Annotated in this window: 25 protein-coding genes; 10 read left to right on the top strand and 15 right to left on the bottom strand. The window is 67.0% G+C overall.

What is annotated here, in order from left to right; translation table 11 throughout:
• Positions 1–9: 9 nt before the first annotated feature.
• Together AC56LR_RS03110 and AC56LR_RS03105 are read right to left on the bottom strand one after the other, a co-directional pair.
• Positions 10–423, bottom strand: coding sequence for a hypothetical protein (locus AC56LR_RS03110; RefSeq protein WP_497127308.1), 414 nt, complete (start codon positions 421–423; stop codon positions 10–12).
• 138 nt (positions 424–561) lie between these two features.
• The gene (locus AC56LR_RS03105; protein WP_497127306.1) at positions 562–759 is read right to left on the bottom strand and encodes a hypothetical protein; all 198 of its coding nucleotides are present in this window, start codon (positions 757–759) and stop codon (positions 562–564) included.
• A gap of 158 nt (positions 760–917) precedes the next feature.
• On the opposite strand from AC56LR_RS03105, the gene AC56LR_RS03100 reads away from it, so the two are divergent.
• Together AC56LR_RS03100 and AC56LR_RS03095 are read left to right on the top strand one after the other, a co-directional pair.
• Entirely contained in the window at positions 918–1055 is a 138-nt protein-coding gene (locus AC56LR_RS03100) for a hypothetical protein (protein ID WP_497127304.1), read from the top strand.
• Positions 1056–1124: 69 nt separating this feature from the next.
• On the top strand, positions 1125–1502 hold the full coding sequence (locus AC56LR_RS03095) for a hypothetical protein (protein ID WP_497127302.1): 378 nt from the start codon (positions 1125–1127) through the stop codon (positions 1500–1502).
• A gap of 33 nt (positions 1503–1535) precedes the next feature.
• On the opposite strand, the gene AC56LR_RS03090 is transcribed toward AC56LR_RS03095, so the two are convergent.
• From AC56LR_RS03090 to AC56LR_RS03080, 3 genes are all read right to left on the bottom strand, one after another.
• Entirely contained in the window at positions 1536–1757 is a 222-nt protein-coding gene (locus tag AC56LR_RS03090) for a hypothetical protein (RefSeq protein ID WP_497127300.1), read from the bottom strand.
• 129 nt (positions 1758–1886) lie between these two features.
• A complete protein-coding gene (locus tag AC56LR_RS03085; protein ID WP_497127298.1) occupies positions 1887–4727 on the bottom strand; it encodes a bifunctional diguanylate cyclase/phosphodiesterase in 2841 nt (946 codons plus the stop codon).
• Between the two features lie 130 nt (positions 4728–4857).
• A complete protein-coding gene (locus AC56LR_RS03080; RefSeq protein ID WP_497127296.1) occupies positions 4858–5637 on the bottom strand; it encodes a spermine/spermidine synthase domain-containing protein in 780 nt (259 codons plus the stop codon).
• A gap of 93 nt (positions 5638–5730) precedes the next feature.
• On the opposite strand from AC56LR_RS03080, the gene AC56LR_RS03075 reads away from it, so the two are divergent.
• From AC56LR_RS03075 to AC56LR_RS03060, 4 genes are all read left to right on the top strand, one after another.
• Positions 5731–6006 (top strand): hypothetical protein, encoded by a 276-nt coding sequence (locus tag AC56LR_RS03075; RefSeq protein ID WP_497127294.1) that lies wholly within the window; start codon positions 5731–5733, stop codon positions 6004–6006.
• Between the two features lie 18 nt (positions 6007–6024).
• Complete coding sequence (locus tag AC56LR_RS03070) at positions 6025–7197, top strand: GGDEF domain-containing protein (RefSeq protein WP_497127292.1); 1173 nt, start codon at positions 6025–6027, stop codon at positions 7195–7197.
• 77 nt (positions 7198–7274) lie between these two features.
• A complete protein-coding gene (locus AC56LR_RS03065; protein WP_497127290.1) occupies positions 7275–8240 on the top strand; it encodes a Ppx/GppA phosphatase family protein in 966 nt (321 codons plus the stop codon).
• 71 nt (positions 8241–8311) lie between these two features.
• Entirely contained in the window at positions 8312–8803 is a 492-nt protein-coding gene (locus tag AC56LR_RS03060; protein WP_497127287.1) for a hypothetical protein, read from the top strand.
• A gap of 3 nt (positions 8804–8806) precedes the next feature.
• Here AC56LR_RS03060 and AC56LR_RS03055 read toward each other — a convergent pair whose 3' ends face one another.
• The 6 genes from AC56LR_RS03055 to AC56LR_RS03030 form a co-directional block, all read right to left on the bottom strand.
• Positions 8807–9094 (bottom strand): hypothetical protein, encoded by a 288-nt coding sequence (locus AC56LR_RS03055; RefSeq protein ID WP_489875817.1) that lies wholly within the window; start codon positions 9092–9094, stop codon positions 8807–8809.
• 177 nt (positions 9095–9271) lie between these two features.
• Entirely contained in the window at positions 9272–9916 is a 645-nt protein-coding gene (locus tag AC56LR_RS03050) for an ABC transporter ATP-binding protein (RefSeq protein WP_497127285.1), read from the bottom strand.
• A 13-nt stretch (positions 9917–9929) separates the two neighbouring features.
• Positions 9930–10721, bottom strand: a complete 792-nt coding sequence (gene phnE, locus AC56LR_RS03045; RefSeq protein WP_497127283.1) for a phosphonate ABC transporter, permease protein PhnE — start codon at positions 10719–10721, stop codon at positions 9930–9932.
• Positions 10718–11554 carry a PhnE/PtxC family ABC transporter permease gene (locus tag AC56LR_RS03040; protein ID WP_497127281.1) on the bottom strand — a complete coding sequence of 279 codons (837 nt, stop codon included), beginning with the start codon at positions 11552–11554 and terminating at the stop codon, positions 10718–10720. Before AC56LR_RS03040 ends, phnE begins: the two co-directional genes overlap by 4 nt.
• Positions 11554–12372: a phosphonate ABC transporter ATP-binding protein gene (locus AC56LR_RS03035; protein WP_497127279.1), complete on the bottom strand. Its 819-nt coding sequence runs from the start codon at positions 12370–12372 to the stop codon at positions 11554–11556. Before AC56LR_RS03035 ends, AC56LR_RS03040 begins: the two co-directional genes overlap by 1 nt.
• A 19-nt stretch (positions 12373–12391) precedes the next feature.
• A complete protein-coding gene (locus AC56LR_RS03030; RefSeq protein ID WP_497127277.1) occupies positions 12392–13279 on the bottom strand; it encodes a putative selenate ABC transporter substrate-binding protein in 888 nt (295 codons plus the stop codon).
• Positions 13280–13467: 188 nt separating this feature from the next.
• On the opposite strand from AC56LR_RS03030, the gene egtD reads away from it, so the two are divergent.
• The 4 genes from egtD to AC56LR_RS03010 all read left to right on the top strand — a co-directional run bounded on the left by egtD (position 13468) and on the right by AC56LR_RS03010 (position 16952).
• Entirely contained in the window at positions 13468–14451 is a 984-nt protein-coding gene (gene egtD / locus AC56LR_RS03025) for an L-histidine N(alpha)-methyltransferase (RefSeq protein ID WP_497127275.1), read from the top strand.
• Positions 14451–15677, top strand: a complete 1227-nt coding sequence (gene egtB, locus AC56LR_RS03020) for an ergothioneine biosynthesis protein EgtB (RefSeq protein WP_497127273.1) — start codon at positions 14451–14453, stop codon at positions 15675–15677. The genes egtD and egtB overlap by 1 nt, the downstream gene beginning before the upstream one ends.
• A complete protein-coding gene (locus tag AC56LR_RS03015; RefSeq protein WP_497127271.1) occupies positions 15674–16606 on the top strand; it encodes a YihY/virulence factor BrkB family protein in 933 nt (310 codons plus the stop codon). Before egtB ends, AC56LR_RS03015 begins: the two co-directional genes overlap by 4 nt.
• Positions 16607–16721: 115 nt before the next feature.
• Entirely contained in the window at positions 16722–16952 is a 231-nt protein-coding gene (locus tag AC56LR_RS03010; RefSeq protein ID WP_497127269.1) for a hypothetical protein, read from the top strand.
• Positions 16953–16962: 10 nt separating this feature from the next.
• Here the strand turns inward: AC56LR_RS03010 and selD are convergent, their stop codons facing one another.
• The 4 genes from selD to AC56LR_RS02990 all read right to left on the bottom strand — a co-directional run bounded on the left by selD (position 16963) and on the right by AC56LR_RS02990 (position 22436).
• A complete protein-coding gene (gene selD / locus AC56LR_RS03005; protein WP_497127267.1) occupies positions 16963–18018 on the bottom strand; it encodes a selenide, water dikinase SelD in 1056 nt (351 codons plus the stop codon).
• 4 nt (positions 18019–18022) lie between these two features.
• Positions 18023–19018: a selenoneine biosynthesis selenosugar synthase SenB gene (gene senB, locus AC56LR_RS03000; protein ID WP_497127265.1), complete on the bottom strand. Its 996-nt coding sequence runs from the start codon at positions 19016–19018 to the stop codon at positions 18023–18025.
• A 115-nt stretch (positions 19019–19133) separates the two neighbouring features.
• Entirely contained in the window at positions 19134–20693 is a 1560-nt protein-coding gene (locus AC56LR_RS02995) for a DEAD/DEAH box helicase (RefSeq protein ID WP_497127263.1), read from the bottom strand.
• Between the two features lie 390 nt (positions 20694–21083).
• Positions 21084–22436 carry a transglycosylase SLT domain-containing protein gene (locus AC56LR_RS02990; RefSeq protein WP_497127261.1) on the bottom strand — a complete coding sequence of 451 codons (1353 nt, stop codon included), beginning with the start codon at positions 22434–22436 and terminating at the stop codon, positions 21084–21086.
• Positions 22437–22475: the final 39 nt, after the last annotated feature.

Here is a 22475-nt window from a genome sequence, read left to right as displayed (position 1 = left end):
TTGGCCGCTTCAGGCCGGCCGGCCGCGGGCGTGCAGCCTGTAGCCGGCCGGGCTGGCCTTGTACAGGTAGCCGAACAGCGCCGAGAACACCAGGAAAATCCCCACATTGATCCAGCCCGAGTCGGGCGCGCCGGCATGCGTGAGCTGCCGCACCAGGGTCACAATAAAGGACAGCACCAGCGAAGCCAGGTTGCCCAGCAAGACGTAGTGGATCTCGACGATGTCCGGTGCGTTGCTGGCGGCCCAGTTCATGACGGCCCAGCCCAGCAGCATGGCGCCCGACAGCATGGCGAAATACAACCCCGACGCCTCGACGGCTTGCGAGCCGTACATGGACATCAAGGTGTTCGGTGCGAAGACCAGGATGAGACCGTAGAGTGCAGAGACGACCGCGGCACTTTTCAGGATAGTGCGGTGGTTCATGTTTTCCTCCTTCGCTATCAATGGAATGCCGGCGCGCCGGGCGCGGGCAGGGCAGCCATGGCGGCTGCCCATTCCAGCTTAGGACGAAACGCGCGCAGCGCAAGCGGCCGCGTGCTGGCAGGCGGTGCGGGAAGGGAATCAGGCGCCTGGTGCGCCCGGCTGCGTGGACGGCTGCGCTTCGGGCTGCTTGCCGGAGGCGGGCAGGGGCGGGATCTGGCGGATCATTTCTTCGGTCTCGGCTTCGCCCGGCGATTTCTCGCCGCTGCCGATATCGGCTTCGTCGTACAGGGGGCGGCCAGTTGCCGCGGGATCGACCTGGTGCGTCGGTTGATTCATGCTGTGCTCCGGTAGGGTTGTCGATGTCGTATGATCGTAACAGGCCCACCCCGGCATCGGCGCGCGCCAGACGAGGCGCCGCGCCGCCCGATCCATGTCATGCGCCTGACACGATGCGCTGCCTATAATGGGTCCGTCCTGTGACGCCGGAGAGAACGATGGGCCATACCTTGTACGATACGATCTACCTGGGCCGCCATCCGCTGTATTACTCGCGCCGCGCGCGGCTCGCGCTGGCAATCGGGCTGGCCGCAAGTGCCGGGCTCGGCTTGCTGGCGCTGCGCATGGTGCGCTAATCGGCGCCAAGGCTTGCCCTCGGTGGGCGCGGCGGGTACCATGGCGCGCCCAGATTGAAGAAAGCAGGAATGAAGAACGAACAACTGACGACGGACGAATACGACGCACTCGAGCTGGTGCGTCGTGGTGTCAAGCGCGATTCCCCGGGTGCCTGCGTGGGACGCAATGCCAAGCGCCTGTCGGGACTGAAGATGATGGAATTTACCCGTGACGGACGGATTGCCCTCACGGAAAAGGGGCAGACCGTGCTGTTCCTGCGCCGCTGCGTGCAGGCCCTGACGGCGCTGGCCGCCGACCCTGCGGCGGCGATCGACAACGACGTCGCCCGTTTCCTGAGCGCCAAGTCGCATATCGCCCCGATCGAGGGCGGCGGCCATGCGCTGACCGAACGCGGCCGCGAATCGCTGGCCGACATCACCCAGCAGCAGGAACAACAGCGCCGCTAGGCGCCGCCGTTCCGCCACCGGGCCGCGCCTGCCTTAATTAGCGCGGCGCCGGTTGGGATATACCAGGACCCGCACCGCCACTTCCGCCGGCACGTTCATCGTCGCCAGGAATTCGGCTGCGCGCTGCAGCCCGAGGGTCGGTACCGACGCGATGGCCTGGTTGATCAGGTCGCGCGTGCGGTCGTCGGTGCGCTGGCGGCGGGCCGCAGCGGGGTGTGCAGCGACGGCCAGGTCACCCGTGTCATTCATCATCATATATATCCGTAGGTCCAAGATTGCCAAAGAGACACAGGTATTCTAAGACCAAGGATAGTAATTTAGCTACAAATAAATAGCTTTTTATGTAATTACATTAGATATTTATCAATCAAGCGGCGATCTGGATCAAGCCAGGGCCGGTTCAGCCTCGATTTCATGGGGTGACGGTAGGCAGTGGCGGCGGCGCAGCATGGCTTCGAACTCGTCGGCCGGCAGCGGCTTGCTGAAATAATAGCCCTGCATCTCGTCGCAGCCGTGGCTGCGCAGGTAGTCGAGCTGCTCGAGGGTCTCGACGCCTTCGGCGATCACCGCCAGCTTCAGGTTGTGGGCCAGGCCGATGATGGAGGTGACAATCGCCGCATCGTTGGCGTCGATGGTGATGTCGGCAACGAAGGAGCGGTCGATCTTGAGCACGTCGATCGGGAAGCGCGACAGGTAGGACAGGCTCGAGAAGCCGGTGCCGAAATCGTCGATCGACAGGTTCACCCCCAGCGACTTCATCCGGTGCAGCAGTTCCACCGCCGGCGTCACGTCGGCCATGAACAGGCTCTCGGTCAGCTCGATCTCGAGGCAGTCCGGGTCCAGCATGGTATCAAGCAGCACCGACTCCAGCCCGGCGATCAGGTCGGGTGCGCCGAACTGGCGCGCCGACAAGTTCACCGCCACCCGCAGCTTGCCCAGGCCGGCATCCTGCCAGGCCTTGTTCTGGGCGCAGGCGGTGCGCATCACCCAGGCGCCGATCTGCACGATCAGGCCGGTTTCCTCGGCGATGCCGATGAAGCGGACCGGCGGCACCATGCCCAGCTCCGGGTGCTTCCAGCGGATCAGGGCTTCCATGCCGACGATCTGGCCGGTCTTCAGGTCCACCTGGGGCTGGTAGTGCAATACGAATTCGTTGCGATCGAGGGCGCAGCGCAATGCGCTTTCGATGCGCACCCGCTCCATCGACTCCTCGTTCATGGCCGGGGTGTAGAACTGGAAATTGTTGCGGCCGAGCTTCTTGGCGCTGTACATCGCGATGTCGGCATGCTCGATCAGGCTGTCGGCCGGCGTGCCTTCGCTCGGGTAGACCGCCACCCCGATCGAGCAGGTCATGAAGAATTCCTTGGGACCGAGCATGACCGGTTGGGCCACGGAATCCATCACGCGCTGCACGATGTCGGTGGAGAGCGGCGCGTCGTGCTGCTCGGAGAGGATCACGACGAATTCGTCGCCCGACAGGCGCGCCACGGTATCGGTGTCGCGCAGCGACGAGCTCAAGCGCGCCGCCACCGTCATCAGGAGCACGTCGCCGGCCTTGTGGCCCATCGAGTCGTTGACGAACTTGAAGCGGTCCAGGTCGATCAGCATGACCCACATCGGGCGTCCGTTGCGGTTGGCGTAGGCGATCGCCTGGCTCAGCCGGTCCTGCAGCAGCGAGCGGTTCGGCAGGCCGGTGAGCACGTCGTGCTGGGCCACGTGGTGCACGCGCTGCTCGGTGAGCTTGCGCTCGGTGATGTCGCTGCCGGTGCCGCGGTAGCCCATCAGGGCGCCGCCATCGTCGAACACCGGCTGGCCGTTGACGCAGAACCAGCGGGTGTCGCCATGCTCGTCGACCACCTGGTATTCGAGGTTGGCGAAGGGTTCGTGGGCGCGCACCTGGGCGATGTGGACGCGCCCCAGCTCGGATTCGAGCAGGGCCGGCACATATTCCCAGCGCGTCTTGCCCAGCAGGCTTTCCACGGCCACGCCGGCTTTTTCGGTGAAGCCGCCGGTGACCATGGTAAAGCGCAGCTCGCGGTCCTGTTCCCAGTACCAGTCCGAGGACATCGATACCAGCTGGCGGAAGCGCTGCTCGCTTTGCTGCAGGGCGCGCTCGGCGCGTTCGCGCGCGGCCATGTCTTCCACCAGGCGCCGGTTGGTGCGGCGCAGGTCGGCGGTGCGCTGGCGCACCAGTTGCTGGATCTTGCGCGCGCGCCGGCCGGAAGCCTGCACGAAGGCCGTGCTCATCAGGGTCATCAGGATCCCGCCGACCAGCAGGGCGCTCGAGGCCATGTGGTCCGGCAGGAAGGGGCGCGGGGCGGCCGCCACTTCGATCCGCCATGGCTTGCCGGCGATGCGCAGCAGGTCGCTGCTGTGGCCGGTGTGCCCGGAGGAGATGAAACCGGTCAGCCAGCTGTCAAGCCGCTTGCGGGTGTCGCCGGTGGAAAACAGCAGGGCCTCGGGCCCGGTACGTTCCCCCGCATACACCGACACGAAGATGTCGCGCGAATCGAGCAGGCCGGCGCCGGCCAGCGAGGCGCGCACCAGTTCCGGCCCGCGGATCACGACCGCGGTGTCGCCGGCCAGCACGCCCTGGCGGTCCAGCACCGGCATGATCAGCTCGAAAGCGGGTTCGCGGCGGGGATCTTGCGCCAGCTGGAACAGGTCGGTGGCGGCGGCGCGGCCTTCGCCGCGGGCGATCTCGAGCGCGCTCATCACCTGCAGGTTTTCGGTGATGTTCAGGCCGAAGGCGCGCTCGTTGCCGGCGATCGGCTCGATGTAGTCGACGATGTGGTAGCGGGCGCGCACCGGCGCGGGTTGCAGGCCGCCGGGCGTGAGTTCGGTGAACACGGTGCCGGGCCGGATGCGCTGCAGCTCGGCCTCGACGGCGGCGCGCGCTTCGCCCGGAACCGAACGGTGGAAATTGAAGGCCTGGATATAGCGGTGGCGCTCGAGCAGGGCCGCCGTGAAATCGCGGAAGCCTTCGCGCGAGACCGGTTCCCCGCGGGCGAACAGCTGGTTGGTGACGGTGAGAAGCTCGACTGCCTGGTTCACGCCCTGGCGCACCGCCGCGACGCGCTCGTTGGAGCGCTGGGCAAAGGCCAGCGCCATGTTGTCGTACTCGAGGTGGCTGACACCCAGGAACAGCGCGCCGGATACGGCGAGGCCGCCCCCGAGCGTAAGGGCCGCCGCAAGGGTCAGCGACAAGGGCAGGCGACGCGGCATTGGAATGATCCGGATGGTGACGAGGTAAGGCTTGCCAATAGGCATCAATACATGAAGTGTGTCACAAGCGCGTGGTTTTCCGCAAACGAAATGTCGTATGCATGGGCCGCATCTGCGCGCCGGCAGCGGGTCAGCCGCGGGCAAACCAGCTGCGCCGGCCCAGCCATGCCACCACCAGCCGCGCCAGCAGGCGGTTGGCCAGGGCCGCGCCCAGGCCCCGGTTGCCGAGGGTGTCGCGCAGGAGGCGCAGGGCGCGCCCGGGCGCGGCGCCGGGATGGCACGGACGTTGCGCGAACAGGATCTGGTTGTTGCCGGCCATGCCGGACAGCCAGCAAACGGCGCCGCCGAAGGCGCCGTGCAGGCGTTGCACCGCAGTCACATAGCCGGGATCGTACGTAAAGATATTCGCCACCAGCACGCCGCCGGGCCGCAAGGCCTGCCTGCAGTCGGCATAAAACCCCGCGCTCGACAGGGCGGGGGGCAGGCCGGCGGCGTCGAAGCCATCGACCAGCAGCACGTCGGCCATCGCGTCCTGCCCGGCCAGCCAGGCGGCGGCATCGACGTGCAGCACGCGCAGCCGGGCGTCGTCCGGCGGCACCTGGAACTGCCCGCGCAGCGCGATCACGTCGGCGCGTACCTCCAGCACCGTGATGCGCGCCCAGGGAAAATGGCGGTGGCAGAACTTGGCGAACGAGCCGCCGCCCAGGCCCACCATCACGATATGGCGCGGACGCGGCACCAGGAGCGCGAAGCACATCATGGCGCGCGCATAGGCCAGCACCAGCGCGCTCGGGCGCGACAGCCGCATTTCGCTCTGGATGTCACCTGGTGTGAATTCCAGGGTGCGCCGGTCGCCCACGGTCGTGACAATCGGGGCAGGCGGGTACAGATGGTTGCGCGGTTCGGCCATGCGGCCAGTGTAAGGGATGAAATGCGCTCGACGCAGCTTGTTGCCAAGCATCGCTTTCTGATAAGCTGATTATTCGAACAACTGGAAGATCCCATGTTCCTGGACCATCCCTCGATTACCGCCACCAATGCTTTGAGCGAGCCCGACCGGATCGAGCGCCTGCAGCGCGTGTACGGCTACGCCATGGCCATGGCCGACAATGCCGGCAATGCCGGCTTCGTCGACAAGCTGACCCAGCTGCACGACCACAAGGGCACCCTGATCGTGTTCTGGCATGCGGCGCCCAGCCTTGAAGAGCAGGATTATTTTGCGCGCGCCTGGACCAGCAAGGTCGGCGACGGCACCCGGCGTGTCGAACACGAATACTGAGCCGCCGGACCCCGAACGATGACGAACCTCGACGCGACCACGATGGTCATGGTGCTGGCCCTGGGTAACCTGGCCCTGTGCGCCGTGCTGACCTTCTACGACCACGGCAAGGTAGCCCCGCCGGCGCTGGCCGCCTGGGCGCTGTCGAAGCAGGTGCAGGCCGGGGCCTGGACCCTGCTGGCGCTGGGCGGCTTCGGCGTGGTGCCCGAGCCGTTGGCGCTGCCGGGCGGCTATGCGCTGCTGTTCGCCGGTGTCGCGATCGAAGCCGGCGCGGCCTGGGAAACCAATGGTCACGAAGGCTGGCGCCGCCCGATGCTGCTGGCGGCCGCGTTCGGGATCCTCGCCTTCTTCGTCTGCTACCTGATCGACGAGCAGGGCCTGCGCAGCGTCGCCTCGTCGCTGCTGCTCGGCGCTTTTTACCTGCTGGGCGCGATCGCGCTGGCCTCGAACTGGCGCAGCGCCAGCCTGCTGCAGCGCTTCCTGGCGCTGCTCACCGCCGTGCTGGCCCTGGTGGTGGCCCTGCGCGGGCTGTCGGTGCTGGTGCTGCCGGGCGGCTGGCGCTGGCTGTCGAGCGAACTGCTGCGCCAGCTCTCGAGCGCCGCGCTCTACGTCCTGATGCTGGCCAACGGCTTCGGCATGCTGCTGCTCGGGCGCGAGCGCGCCGGGCGCGAACTGGCGCGCCTGGAACTGGTCGACCCGCTGACCAATGTGCCGAACCGGCGCGGTTTCTTCCATGCGCTGGCGCCCTGGATGGCGCTGGCGCGCCGCCCCGGGCTGCCGACCGCGCTGGTGGTGCTGGACCTGGACGGCTTCAAGCGCGTCAACGACAGCTACGGCCATCCGGCCGGCGACGCCGTGCTGCGCAACGTGGTCGAGCTGTGCAAGCGCCAGCTGCGCGATTCCGACCTGGTCGGCCGGCTGGTCGGCGTCGAATTCGCGATCCTGCTGCCGCGCACCAACGTCGACGAAGCCCTGCTCGTGGCCGAGCGCATCCGCGCCGCGATCGCCAGCACTCCGGTCAAGAGCGAACGCGCCTTGATCACCATGACCGCCAGCCTCGGCGTGACCGTCCTGCGCCCGGAAGACAGCACCGTGACCCTGTTCCGGCGCGCCGACGACGCCCTGCAGGCTGCCAAGAGCGGCGGGCGCAACCGGGTCAGCCAGGCAGTGGCCATCCCGGCCGAGGCCTGAAGCCCCAGGGGCGCCCCGCAGTCACATCGCTGTCATATCGTGGACGTATCCTGCGGCATTCTGCAGCAGGAGCTTTCATGCCCGTCACCCCGCCGGACCCTCCCTATTACGCGGCCGTCGAACTCGGCTCCAGCAGTTTTCGCCTGCACGTCGGGCGCATCGAAGGCGGCGAACTGCTGTTCGACGCCAGCCTGTGCGAGCCGGTACGCCTGGCTGCCTCCTTCGAAGAGGACGGCAGCCTGTGCGAGGCCACCCTGCGCCAGGCGCTGGCCTGCCTGCGCGGCTTCGCCGACACGCTCGATGCCTGGCGCCCGCAGGCCGTGCGGGTGGTGGCCACCTCGGCCCTGCGCCTGGCGCGCAATGCGGCCGTGTTCCTGCCCGCTCTCGAGTCGGCGCTGCGCCGTCCCATCGAACTGATTGGCGACGACGAGGCCGGGCGCCTGGTTTACATGGGCGTGGCCAGCACCCTGGGCGGGAACGGCGGGCGCCGGCTCCTGGTGCTCGACATCGGCAGCGCCTCGACCGAACTGGTGCTGGGCCGCGGCCCGGCCATCGAGCGCATCGAATCCTTTGCGGTGGGCGCGGTGCGCCAGAGCCTGAGCTTTTTCGCCGACGGCCGCATCGATGCCGCCTGTTTCGACGCCGCGGTGCGCTCCGGGCGCAGCCGCTTTGCCGGGACGACGCTTGCCGGGTGCCACCCGGCGCTCGCCCACGGCGCCTGCGGCACGGTGCGCGCGCTGGCCGAGATCGCGCTGGAAGAGGGTATCGCGGATGGGCGGTTAACGCTCGGAACCCTTTACGAACTGCGGCGGCGCTTCATCGAAACCGGCCACGTCGCGCGGGTGCGCCTGTCCTGGGCGCCGGCCGCACGCGCGCCCCACCTGGCCGGTGGGCTGGCCCTGCTGCTGGCGCTGATGGAAGAGTGCGGCATCGGCGAGACCGTACCGGTGCATGCCGGCCTGCGCGTGGGGGCGCTGTGGGACCTGCATCGGCGCAGTCTTGCCGTGTCACCGGGCTTGCCGGCGTTCGCCCGCCCGTCCTGACTGCGCGGCGTCTTGGCAGTCCGGGGCCAAATCGACTATATTGTTTAGCTTGTTGAACGATGGAGTCGGTAATGCCCAGGAAGTCCGCCACTGTTGCAGTGGCAGCGAAAGCAGGCGCGCGCGCGAAAGCCGCGCCAGCCAAGACGGCGAAAGCCCCGGTCCGCGCGGTCAAGAGCGCCGCGGCCAAGCGAGCCAGACCTGCGCTCAAGCCGGCTGCAAAACCGGCCGCCAAGCCCTCCATCAAGACTGCCGTGAAAGCAGCGGCCAAAGCGCTCTCGCACCCTGCACCGAAGAAAGCCGCGCGCAAGGCGCCGGCCCCCACTGCGCCAGCCGCGGCGGTGCGGCCGGTGCTGGTGCGCGACAGCTTCACCATGCCCGAGCAGGAATACGCGGTATTGGCCGACGTGAAGGGCGCCTGTCTGCGCGCCGGCGTCGATGTCAAGAAGAGTGAACTGCTGCGCGTGGGCGTGGCCCTGCTGGGGCAGGTCGACATCGCCACGCTCAAGGCGGTGCTGGCGGCGCTGCCCCAGCTGAAAACGGGACGGCCGCCGGCGGCGGGCTAGCGATCAGTGAATCGAGGCGCTGGTCAGCTCCTTGAGTTCACGGATCGGGATGTTCGATTTCTCGTGCATCCGCAGCAGGATCGTGGCGCCCACATTGAGCTTGCGGTGGCGGATCTTGCTGATGATCGGCGGCTGCACCTCGAGCACGCGGCACAGTTCCGCGTCGTTCTTGAGTTGCATGCGCTCGATCAGCGTGTCGAGCAGTTTGTTGGGCACAAAGCTGGGCGGTTCCATGGCACGGGCCCGATGCATTGCGGCGAGCATTTCCTGTTTTTTCTGTCGTACGCTCATGATGCTTCTCCGAATTTGAAAACATGGATTCGGGACAGATCGACTGTTCTGGAAAGAGCCCTGCCTGTTCTGTTGATTTATTCGGTGGCGGGTAGTTGTGATATTACTACGATTACGTCACGCACGATTCACGGGTACAACGCAAATCCGCTTAATTTGCGTCTTTCTTCGTGGAATTTACGCTAATTTCAATCCGGAACGACTCAAGATCAGCACCTTGTCGGCCATGGCGGCCGCGGCGTGGGAGTGCGTGACCATGATGGCGCCGGCCCCGCTGGCGCGGGTTTCCCGGCGCAGCAAGCCGAGGATGACGGCGGCGGTCTCCGGATCGAGGTTGCCGGTCGGTTCATCGGCCAGCAGCAGGGCGGGGCGGTGCACGAGCGCGCGCGCGATCGCGACCCGCTGCAGTTCGCCGCCGGAGAGCTGGCGCGGGAAGTCCTCGCCGCGCCCTGCCAATCCCACCGCATCGAGCATGGCGTCGGCGCGGCCGGGCGGTTCGTGGTTGAGCAGCAGCGGCAGCGCCACGTTCTGGCGCAGCGTCAGGTGGGGCAGCACGTGGAAGGCCTGGAAGATGAAACCCATGCGGGTGCGGCGCAGGCGCGTGGCCGCGGCATCGTCAAGCGCCGACATCGGCGTGCCGTCCACGATCACCTGCCCGCTGTCGGGTGCATCCAGGCCGGCCACCAGGTTCAGCAGCGTCGATTTGCCCACTCCCGATTCGCCCATGATGGCGACGAACTCGCCGCCCTGGAAGCTGTGCGACAGCTCGGCCAGCACCGCGCGGCCGCCATAGGATTTGCTTAATTTGTCGAGGACGAGCATCGGCTTTCCAAGCTTAACGGGTGAGGGTGCGGCGCAGCGCGAAGCTGGCCGCATCGACCATGGCCACCAGCAGCAGCATCGCGATCACCACCGTGGCCGCGCTGGGCATCTGGAACAGCGACAGGTGGTATTTGAGCATCTGGCCCAGGCCTCCGGCCCCGACCACGCCCAGCACGGCCGCCGCGCGGATATTGTTTTCCCACCGGTACAGCGCATACGACAGCATCTGCGGCAGCGCCTGCGGCAAGGTGGCATACAGGAAGGCCGCCAGCGGCGCCGCGCCATTCGTGCGCAGGGTGGTTTCCGGCAGCGGCTCGACATTCTCCAGCGCGTCGGCGAACAGGCGCCCCAGCACGCCGGTGGTGTGCGCGCCCAAGGCAAGGGTGCCGGCGAAGGGCCCCAGGCCGGCCGCCACCAGCAGCAGCGAAGCCCACACCAGTTCCGGGATCGAGCGCAGCACATTGAGCAGGGCGCGGATGGCGCCGCGTGGGGCCCGACCCATGCGCCCGGACGCCGGCAAGGCCAGCGCCAGGCCGCCGGCCACGGCCAGCAGCGTGCCGACCAGGGACATGGCCAGCGTCTCCCACAGCGCCTTGACGGTCTTGGACAGGAACGCGGGCGCGGTATCGGGCGGTGAGAAGCCGGCCAGGAATTCGGCCGCCGAGCCAAGTGCTTCGGGCGCGAAGAAGGCGGCCCATTGCAGGGGCAGCGAGGCGAAGCTGGCCAGCACCAGCGCGATGAGCCCGGCCAGCAGCAGGATGGTGCCGGGCGAGCGTGGCGGCGGCGCGGGCGCCCTTGGGGTCATCCCAGCCTCCGGCGCAGCAGTTTCGAGACCAGGTCGGCCAGGGCCACCAGCAGCACGAACATGACCAGCATGGTGGCCACTTCGCCGCCGGCCATCATCCTGGTCGATTCATCCATGCGCTGGCCCAGGCCGCCGGCGCCGACGAAACCCATCACCGCCGAGCCGCGAATCGCGCACTCCCAGCGGTAGACGGTATAGGACACCAGTTCGGCCGACGACGCCGGCAGCGCGCCGTACAGCAGCGCCGGCAGGCGCCCGGCGCCATTGGCCAGCAGCGCGTCGGTGGCCTGCGCGTCGCTCGATTCGAGGATCTCGGCATACACCTTGGCCAGCATGCCGCAATAGGTCAGGGCAATCGCCAGCACGCCCGCGGTCGGGCCCAGGCCGGCGATGCGCACGAACAGCAGCGCCCATACCAGTTCGGGCACGCTGCGCAGCAGCACCAGCACCCAGCGCAGCAACTGGCGGATGAGCCTTGACACCGGACGCATGCGGCCCGTGCCGAGCCGCGACACCGACAGCCGCCCGGTGATCAGGATCGTGGCGGGAATCGCCCCCAGCAGCGCCAGGCTCAGGCCCGCGGTGGCGATGGCGACCGTCTGCCAGGTCTCGCGCAGCACCATGGCCAGGAATTCCGCGCCCAGTGCCGGGCGCAAAAAATCAAGCAGGAACATGCCAGCGGACGCCAGGCTTTGCGGGTCGAACAGGATCCAGGGCTTGAATTCGCTGGCGACCAGCATCGGCCACAGCAAGGCCAGGCAGACGACGGTGGCCATGACGCGCCCGCGCCAGGCCGGGTCCGGGTGCGCGGGCGCCAATCGTGCGAAGGCCATCAGAAGCAGGCGCCGACGGCGATCCGGTCCGGCGACTCGTGCGGATGCAGGGACGCCGGCTGCACGTGTTCGTTGTCGTAGAGCGCCGCGATCATGGCGTCGGTGACTTGTTCGCGCGGCAGGTCGAACACGATGCGGCCGTCCTTCAGGCCGACCAGGCGCGGGAAGTGGGCGCGCGCCATCTCGACCTGGTGCAGGCTGCACACCAGCGTGGCGCGGCGCTCGCCTGCTTCCTGCTGCAGCGTGGCCAGGGTGTGTTGCGCCAGGGCCGGGTCGAGCGCGGAGATCGGCTCGTCGACCAGCAGGACTTCGGCGCTGGAGAGCATCAGGCGCGCCAGCCCGCAGCGCTGGCGCTCGCCGCCGGAGAGGCGGTCGACGCGGGCATACAGTTTGTCGCCCAGGCCGAAGCGCACCAATGCGGCGTGGGCGGCATCGGGGTCGCTCGGGCGCACCAGCGAAGCGAAGGCCTGCCAGAAGCTCATGTGCGGCAGGCGCGCGGCCAGCACCGTGGTCACCACGCGCTGGCGCGGCGGCAGCGGCGGCGTCTGCGGCGCCAGGAACAGGCGCGCGCGCAGTCGGTGGCGGGCGGCCTGCGACAGGGTCCACGGGTCTTGCCCGAAGACCGAGAAGCTGCCTTCGCCCGGCTTGTGCGCGCAGGCGAGGGTGGCGAGCAGGGTGGTCTTGCCGGCCCCCGAAGGGCCGATCAGGGCCAGCTGCTCGCCGGGTGCGATGACCAGGTCGAGCGCCTGCAGGGCAGGGGCGCTGCCTGCGCCCGCCACCAGGTGGCGTACCGTGAGTTGGGCGAGCCGGTAGGTCATCAATGAGGCTGGAAAGCGATTACTTCAGCAGGCCGGCGTTGCGCGCGGCAGCCTCGATTTCCGCGTAGTTCGCGACCTTGGTCGGGATGAACTTGGTGGCGCGCTGCAGTTCCAGGATTTCCTTGCCTTCAGGAGTCGAGGCGTCCAGTGCCAGGAAGGCATCCGTGATCTTCTTCTTCAGCGCGGCATTCATGTCGCTGCGCACCGTCCAGTTGTAGTCGAAATAGCCCGGGGTGGTGTAGAACACGCGGACCACTTTCGGGTCGACCTTTTTCGTTTCGATCAGCTTGTCCCAGACCGAAATGTTCAGCGCGCCGGCATCGACCTTGCCGCCCGCGACCGCGGCGACGGTGGCGTCGTGCGCGCCCGAAAACGCGATGCGCTTGAGGTCGGTGTCCGGGTTGATCTTCGCGCGCAGCAGGAAGGAGCGCGGCATCAGGTGGCCCGAGGTCGACGATTCCGAACCGAAGGACAGGGTCTTGCCCTTCAGGTCTTCCAGCCTGGTGATGGCAGGGTTGGTGGTGATGAAGACCGAGCGGAATTTTTCGTCCTCGACACGCTGCACCAGCGGCGTGACCTGGCCCTTGCTGCGCTCGTTGGCCTGGACGAAGGTGAAGCCGCCGAACCAGACCATGTCGATCTTGCGGTTGACCAGGCCTTCGACCGACGCGGCGTAGTCGGTGACCGGGGTGAATTCGACCTTCAGGCCGGTCGCCTTGGCCAGGTAGTCGCCCAGTGGCTTGAACTTGCGCTGCAGCTCGGTCGGCGCTTCGTCCGGAATGGCCGAGACGCGCAGCACACCCGGGGTATTCTGGGCATACGCGCCGCCGGCGGCGAACATCAGGCCGGCAGTAGCGGTAGCGGCGAACAGGGATTTCAGGACACGCGAAGGCGAAAACGAAGTCATGTCGGGCTTTCTTATTGAGTTTTGGAAATGGGATGAACCGGAGACGTCACGCCGCACGCCACGTTTGCGCGCCACGCGAAAGCGGCAAAAAACCGTATTCCGCTATGATAGCCAAATCGGCAACTTCGAAGCGGTAACCCCTTTGCCATGACGCATGGTGCGAAGTGGCGGCACGAATGATAACGCTTATGCACACCTCCTGCACGCAAGATACGCCGCGCGCCGCCAACGCCCACGTGGCCGACGAACTGCATGCCGGGTTAGAGGCTCCCGATGCGTGGATCTCGCCCAAATTCCTGTACGACGCGCTCGGCTCCAAGCTGTTCGAAGCCATCTGCGAGCTGCCCGAGTATTACCCGACCCGCACCGAGGCCGCGATCTTCGCGCGCCACGGCGCCGAGATCGCGCGCGTGGCCGGCTCCGGCACTACCCTGGTCGACCTCGGCGCCGGCAACTGCGCCAAGGCGGCCTCGCTGTTCCCCTTGCTGGCCCCGGCGCAGTATGTCGCGATCGACATCTCGGCCGAATTCCTGGCCGACGCCCTGGTGCGGCTGCGCCAGCGCTTCCCGCAGATCGCCATGGAGGGCCTGGGCATGGACTTTTCCAGCCGATTCGAGCTGCCGCCGCAGGTACGCGCCGAGCGCCGCCTGTTCTTCTATCCGGGCTCGTCGCTAGGCAATTTCACGCCCGACGAAGCCCAGGGCTTCCTGCGCCGCCTGCGCGGGCAATGCGGCGACGATGGCGCGGTGCTGATCGGCATCGACCTGGTCAAGGAAAAACCCATCCTCGACGCCGCCTACGACGACGCGCTGGGCGTGACCGCCGCCTTCAACCTCAATGCGCTGCGCCATGTGAACCACCTGATCGGGGCCGACTTCGACATTCGTGCATGGCGCCACCATGGCTTCTATCATGAAGCGCGCGGCCGCGTCGAAATGCACCTCGAAGCGACCCGCGCACAAGAGGTGCACTGGACCGGCGGCGGGCGCACGTTCCAGGCGGGCGAGACCATCCACACCGAGAACAGCTACAAATACCAGCAGGCAGACGCGATCGCGCTGCTGGAGCGTTCCGGCTTCGAGGCCACGCATGTGTGGACCGACCCGCAGCGCTGGTTCGCGGTGATCCACGCACAGGCGCACGCACGCACGCAGGCAAAGGTGGTCCACTGATGGGTATCGGGCAGCGCGAAGACCTCCAGCACGCTCATGCGCGTGTGCGGCAGCGCTCGCTCGAGATCGCGGCGCCGCTATCAAACGAAGACTGCTGCGCGCAATCGATGCCCGATGCCAGTCCGGTGAAGTGGCACCTGGCGCACACGACCTGGTTCTTCGAAACCTTCATCCTGGAGCCGTTCGAGGCGGGCTTTGCTCCCTTCCACCCGGCCTTCCGGGTGCTGTTCAATTCCTACTACAACGGCATCGGCGCCAAGCACCCGCGCCCGCAGCGAGGCCTGCTCACGCGGCCTTCGCTGACGGATGTGCTGGCCTACCGCGCCGACGTCGACCGCCGTGTCGCGAATCTCGTCGGCGGCAACGGCGACCCGGCCATCGGCAAGCTCGTCGAAATCGGCCTGCAGCACGAGCAGCAGCACCAGGAGCTGATGCTCACCGACCTGAAGCACCTGCTGGCACAGAATCCGATGTTCCCGGCGTATTCCCCGCAAGACCTGGAGGCCTGCGCACCCGATGGCGCGGCGTCCTGGATCGAATTCGACGGCGGCCTGGCCGAGATCGGCCATGGCGGCAGCGGCTTTTGCTTCGACAACGAGCTGCCGCGCCACAGCACCTATATCGCGCCCTTCGAGCTGGCCTCGCGCCTGGTCACCAATGGCGAATACCGCGAATTCATCGAGGCCGACGGCTACCGCGACCCGGCGCTGTGGCTGGCCGAGGGCTGGGACCGCGTCTGCACGGGCGAGCTCTCGCATCCGCTGTACTGGATCGCCAATGGCAGCGGCGACTGGAGCGAATTCACCCTGCACGGCGTGCAGCCGCTCGATGCAGGGCGCCCGGTAACCCACCTGTCGCTCTACGAGGCCGATGCCTACGCGCGCTGGCGCGGTGCGCGCCTGCCGCTTGAATCCGAATGGGAATTCGCCGCACGCCAGGCGGCACTCAGCGGCGGGGGCCTGCATCCGGAGGCGGCCAACGGCGACGGCCTGCAGCAGATGTTCGGCGCCTGCTGGCAGTGGACCAGCAGCAGCTATGCGGCTTATCCCGGCTACGCCCCGGCGCCTGGCGCCATCGGCGAATACAACGGCAAGTTCATGGTCAACCAGTACGTGCTGCGCGGCTCATCCTGCGCCACGCCCGATGGCCATGCGCGCGCCAGCTACCGCAACTTTTTCCCGGCAGGTGCCCGTTGGCAGTTCACCGGGGTCAGGTTGGCCCGATGAGCCGCCGCAGTTGGCGCGAGCACCTGCTCGACCAGCGTGCAAACGCCCATATCCTCGCCCACCCCTTTGCCTTCACCCTGCAGGTGATCCGGGGTTTCCGCGCCAACCAGGGCCTGCTGCTGGCCGGCGCCGTGGCCTATTACGCGCTGCTGTCGATCGTGCCCTTCCTGATGCTGGTGGTGGTGGCCCTGTCGCATTTCATCCCCCAGGGCGAGCTGCTCGAGACCCTGCACCGCTACCTGAAACTCCTGATGCCCGGCCAGTCCGACTCGATCGTGGGCGAGGTGGCGAACTTCCTGGAAAACCGCGACCTGATCACCTGGCTGCTGGGCGGCACCATGCTGTTCTTCAGCTCGTTTGCCTTCACGGTGCTGGAAAACGCCATGAGCGTGATCTTCAAGCACCGGGTCGAGATCACGCGCCGCCATTTCCTGGTGTCGGCCGTGCTGCCTTACTGCTATATCCTGGCGCTGGGCTTCGGCGTCATGATCGTCACCCTGGTGGCCGGCACCCTGGAAGTGATGGGCCAGGAAAGCGTCTGGCTGTTCGGCTACCAATGGTCGCTCAACGGCGTCTCCGGCGTGCTGCTCTACCTGCTCGGCCTGCTCGGCGAGATCCTGGTGCTGACCTCGATCTACCTGGTGATGCCGGTGGGCCGGCTGTCGGTCTGGCATGCGCTGATCGGCGGCGTCACCGCGACCTTGCTCTGGGAAATCGCGCGCCATGTGCTGGTCTGGTATTTCTCGACCCTGTCGCAGGTGAACGTCGTCTACGGCTCGATGACGACCGCCATCGTGGTGATGTTCAGCCTCGAGATCGCGGCCACCTTGCTGCTGCTCGGCGCCCAGGTGATCGCCGAATACGAGCGGGTCGGGCAGGGCCATGCCAACCGGCCGCCCGAGCCCCTGATCACCCATCCGGCCGCCTGAATCTTCCTGTTTGCAACTGGTTGCGCTTCGTCAATTTCCCCCATTTCTGGCAGTGGCACAGTAGGCACTTGCGCCAAGTTAATCGAGCGCGGGATCAACCTCATCGGGAGATGTCATGAGCCAAACTGTCGCCTTCGTCCTGCCCCTGCCGGTCGCCCTCGCGCTGGTCTTGCTGCTGCTGGTGCTGGTGGCCCTGAGCGCGGTCGCGCTGTCGCTGCGCAAACCGCTGCCGGTACGCCACCCGGAGGACGCGCGCGAGGACGGGGATGCCGACCTGTTCCGGCTGGGCCGGCTGCAGATCGACGGCATCGGCGAGCTGACCGCCCCGCAGCGCCACACGCGCTGAGCGTCGGCCCTTAAATAACGGTGACGCGCGCTTCGCCTTCGCCCATGCTGCCGATGATGGCGGCGTCGCCGAAGCCTTCGCGCGCAAACAGCGCCATCACTTCGTCGACGCTGGCCGGGTCGCAGGCCACCAGCAGGCCGCCCGAGGTCTGCGGATCGGTCAGCAGCGCCTGCTGCGCCGGGGTGACGGCGGCGCGCAGGGTCACGTCCTTGCCGTAGGCATCCCAGTTGCGCCCGGACGCGCCGGTGAAGAAGCCATCCTGGGCAAGGCGCAGCACGTTCGGCAGCAGCGGCACCCGGCCCATCTCGAGCCAGGCGGACAATTTCGCGCCGCGCGCCAGTTCCAGCAGGTGGCCCAGCAGGCCGAAGCCGGTGACGTCGGTCAGCGCATGCACGCCTTCCATCTCGGCCAGGGCCTTGCCCGGCTTGTTCAGCTTGGTGGTGTTCTCGATCATCGCCGCATAGCCCTCCGGACCCACGGCATCCTTCTTGAGCGCAGCCGAGAGCACGCCTACGCCGAGCGGCTTGCTCAGGATGAGGACGTCGCCGGCACGCGCGTCGGCATTGCGCTTGACCTTGGACGGATGCACCAGGCCCAGCACCACCAGCCCGTAGATCGGCTCGACCGAGTCGATGGTATGGCCGCCCGCGATCGGGATGCCGGCTTCGGCGCAGATCGATTCGCCGCCGCGGATGATCTCGCCGATGGTCTCCAAGGGCAGCTTATTGACCGGCATGCCGACCAGGGCCAGCGCCATGATCGGCGTGCCGCCCATCGCGTACACGTCCGAGATCGCATTGGTGGCGGCGATGCGGCCGAAGTCGAAGGGGTCGTCCACGATCGGCATGAAGAAGTCGGTGGTGGCGATCAGGGCCTGCTCGTCGTTGAGTTTATACACCGCGGCGTCGTCGGCGGTCTCGATGCCGACCATCAGCTCCTTGGGGATCGGGAAGCCTTTCGACTTGCCGAGGATTTCGGCCAGCACGCCGGGCGCGATCTTGCAGCCGCAGCCGCCGCCGTGCGAGAAGGAGGTCAGTTTGATGGGTTGTTCAGGCGTCGTGCTCATTGGCTTATCCAGTCATTGTCAGGTGCGCGCCGGGCGCGGCAAGGAGGAGATTATCCACCAGTTCGCGCAGCGCCGCTTGCTCGAGATCGGGGGCGAACAGGGCGGCGCGCGCCGCGCACTGGCGCCGTAGCAGGGCGTCGAAGGCGGCATCACCAATGCAACGGTCGATCAGGCGTGCCAGCGCGGCCGCGTCGCCCGGTGCGAAATAGCCGGCATAGTCCTCGCCCAGCATGCCGCGGTTGCCGCTGATGCTTGATGCAAGTACGGGCACGCCGCAGGTGACGGCTTCGATGATGACGTTGGCGCCGCCTTCCATGCGGGAGGTGATCGCCATCGCATGGCAGCGCTTCAGGCGCTGGCGCGCGGCCGCGTGGGGCAGGGCGCCGAGCCAGCGGTAGCGCGGGTTCCCTGCTTGCGCGGCTTCGGCGGCGGCGCCAAGCAGGGGGTCGAGCGCGCCGCCGATGTGCAGCAGGCGCGCGCCTGGTGCGGTCACCAGGCTCGCTGCGCGGATGAAGGCCAGCGGGTCTTTTTCCTCGCGCAGGTGGCCGACCATGCAGATGTCGGCGAAACGCGCCTTGCTTGTGCGGCGGTGCGGCTGCAAGGGCGGGGCCGACTGGTAGATGACGCGGGCCTTTAGGCGCAGCGCGGGCGGCAGCAGGTCGAGGCCCGCCGGCTGCAGCAGCACGAGGGCCTGCGCGCGCACCAGGGAAGCGCGCGCTTCAGGATTCGCCCCGATGTCGCGGTACAGATCCGTCCCCGTCAGCACCAGCACCGAAGGCCGGCCGGGGTGCAGGTCGGAGAAGGCAGCCAGCGGCGCGGCCGAGCGGCGCGCGTGCAGGGCCACCATCAGGTCGGGTGGAGCGTCGCCCGGGGACCAGTCGCCCGCAATCTGCACGTCGTACGCCCCGCGCAGGAAACGCGCCCAGCGGCTGGCCGTCTGCCAGTTGCCATTGTTTTCCCGCGCGCTGGCGGGACTGACGATGAGGATGCGCTTGCGCACTGCCGGATACTCCAGGAAGCGGGAACGCGATTATACGGCCCGGTGGCCCGGAACGAAAAAACGGCTGCCGAGGCAGCCGTTCTTCATGGGGGAGCGCGCTCCCCGGGTTCAGCGATTAATACTCGCCGAAGGTGCGGCGCACGCCGTCGCCCGAACGCGGATGCGCCGATGGCTTGGCGAAACCGCTGTCGCGGCGTGGCGCGCCTTCGGTGCGGGTGCCACGGTAGCCGCCTTCGCGCGGGGCGCCGGCTGCTGGTGCACGGCCGGCTTCGCGCGCTGCGCCGAAACCTTCACGCGGGCCACGGTCGGCGTAACGGCTGTCGGCAGGACGGGCTGCACGGTCGGCGTAACCGCCTTCACGTGGCGCGCCCGGCTTGGCGAAGCTGCGCTGGCCTGGCTTGCTCGGCGCGGCATTGCGGCCGTCGCCTGGTTTCCAGCCTGGGCGGGCGCCGGTGCGGGCAGGCGCCGAACGCTTCGGCTCGAAGCCTTCCACGACGTTGACCGGAATCAGCTGCTTGGTGAAACGCTCGATGCGCTTCACGTTCATGCCTTCCGCGTGGTTCACCAGCGAGATCGCCAGGCCATTGCGGCCGGCACGGCCGGTACGGCCGATACGGTGCACATAGTCTTCCGGGAACTTCGGCAGGTCGTAGTTCACCACGTGGGTGATGGTCGGAACGTCGATGCCGCGGGCGGCAACGTCGGTCGCCACCAGCACGCGCACCTGGCCGCGGCGCATGCTGTCCAGGGTGCGGTTACGCGCGCCCTGGTGCATGTCGCCGTGCAGCGCGGCGGCTGCGAAGCCGGCGATGTTCAGGCGGTCGGCGATGGTGTCGGCGTCACGCTTGGTAGCGGTGAACACGACGGCCTGGTCGACCGATTCGTCGCGCAGCAGGTGGTCCAGCAGGCGGTTCTTGTGCGACAGGTCGTCGACGAAGTGCACGCGCTGGGTGATGTTTTCGTGGCGGTTGGCCGCGCTCATGATCTGGATCGTCTGCGGATCCTTGGTGATGCGGCGCGCCATGTTGCCGACGACGCCGTCGAGCGTTGCCGAGAACAGCATGGTCTGGCGGCTGGCCGGGGTGGCGGCGACGATCTTCTCGATGTCGTCGATGAAACCCATGTCCAGCATGCGGTCGGCTTCGTCCAGCACCAGGATTTCCAGTTGCGAGAAATCGATCTTGCCCGATTCCATGTGATCGATCAGGCGGCCAGGAGTGGCGACCAGGATCTCGGGATTCTTGGCCAGCAGTTGCATCTGCTTCGGGTAAGGCATGCCGCCCAGAATCGAGACGCAGCGGATGCGGCGCATTTCGACGGTCAATTGCTCGGTCGCGCTGGTCACTTGCAGTGCCAGTTCGCGGGTCGGGGTCAGGACCAGCATTTTCGGCTGGGCTGCGGTAAAGCGGACTTTTTCGCCGCGTGCCCGTGCCGACTGGGCGCTCTGCGCGGTGGTACGGCCGCTTTCGACCTGCTCGGCATTGGCCAGCTTGTTCAGGGCCGGCAGCATGAAGGCTGCAGTCTTGCCTGAACCGGTTTGCGACGACACCAGCAGGTCACGGCCGGCGATGGCGGCAGGGATTGCCTGCGCCTGCACCGGGGTCGGCTGGGTGTAGCCGGCGGCGGCGACTGCGTTGACGAGGGATGCGTGCAAACCTAGGGCTTCAAAACTCATGTGGATTTTTACTTTCGAATTAAATCATGATCGCGCGTGTCGAAACGACGAGCGCAAAATAGCAACGCGAACCAACACTACGAAATGACTCAGAATAGAAAGAAATTTCGGCACAAAAGCTTTGCGCCGGGACGGTGTCTTGGTGCTGACACACAGGGCGGGAGGGCTTTATGGGGGGCGACCAATTTGTCGCCAAGGGTTGCGATGCTGCTTGTTTGTTACTTGTGATGCTGCTTGCCAGGCTGACGAATCAGCTGCTGCGTCCAGTCTGTTCGGACGTTCTATTGCAGCGCACAAACGACACTATACAACAGTTTGGAAAAGTCTGCACGCAGCTGTTCAGGAATGCAGGTGGGGACAAGGCCGGCGCGGGGCCGGCCTTGGGGGAACTTAGCGGTGCTTGCGCTTCGAGGTGGTGTTGCGGGCGATACGGCCGCCCTTGGACGAGCTGCGGGCTTCGGCCTTGGTCTTGTAGCGCGAGCCTGCGGATGCCTTGACGCGCTTGGTGCTGCTGCGTTCGGCTTCGAAGGCCACCACGGCATTGTCGATGATGTTCTCGGCGATGTCGCCTGCGTTCGAGGCCGAGACCCTTGGCACCAGGATGGTCGAGCCAGCCGACACGGTGGATTTGGCCGGGATGTTGTTGGCCTGGCGGATGATTTCCGGGGTGGTGCCGAATTTCGAGGCCAGCGAGGCGATCGTCACGCGGGCCCCGGTGATCTTGTGGGTGGTCCAGGTGGACAGGTTGCGGCCCCACTGCGCGAGATTCACATGGAACTTCTCGGCGTTTTCCTTCGGCAGCAAAATCTTGGTCTTCTCGCCGCCGGTGATGACCGGTTTCTTGAACTGCGGGTTCAGGGCGCGGAATTCGTCGAGCGACATTTCCGCCAGCTGGGCAGCGACGGCGACGTCGATGTCGCTGGTCTTGTCGACGGCGGTGAAGTAAGGCTGGTTGTCGATGGCCGGCAGGGCAACGTTGTACTGCGCCGGATTGGCGACGATGTTCTTGACCGCCTGCAGCTTCGGCACGTAGTTGCGGGTTTCGGCCGGCATCAGCTCGGCCAGGCTTTCGAAGTCGGTGCCCTTGCCCAGCGCCTGATTCTTCTTGATGGCGCGCTGCACATTGCCTTCGCCCCAGTTATAAGCGGCCAGGGCCAGCTGCCAGTCGCCGAACATGGTGTACAGGCGTTGCAGGTAGGTCAGGGCGGCATCGGTCGAGGCCAGCACGCCGCGGCGCTCGTCCTTGAACATGTTCTGCTTGAGGTCGTAGTCCTTGCCGGTGCCCGGCACGAACTGCCACAGGCCGGCCGCGCTGGCGGTGGACAGGGCTTGCGGGTTGAAGGCGGACTCGATCACCGGCAGCAGCGCCAGTTCGGTCGGCATGCCCCGCTTTTCGAGTTCCTGCACGATATGGTAGAGATAGGGCGAGGCGCGGCCCGAGATGCGCTTGAGGCTGTCGGGGCGGACGCTATAGGCCTGGGTGTGGCGTACTACCAGGCTGTTGTCGATGTCGGGAATCGCATAACCGCTGCGGATGCGGCCCCAGACGTCGGTTTCCTTGAATTCGTCGGCCTTGAGCAGGCTTGGTGCGGTTGCCAGGGCAGGGCGGAGCGTGCTTGCGGCGGTGGCAGGCGCTACGGTTGCCAGCGGAGCGCTCGGTGCGGTCTCCATCGCGTAGGTCATCGGGGCGGCCAACAGGGCCAGCGCGGCAGTCGCTAAGGTCTTGCGGATCATATCGTGCATCGCTTTCCAGTGTTGCGTCCAGGAACGAACGGACTAGGT

The sequence above is a fragment of the Telluria sp. ZT3P39 genome (assembly GCF_059685935.1).
This window is presented reverse-complemented; position numbering and strand designations above follow the sequence as displayed.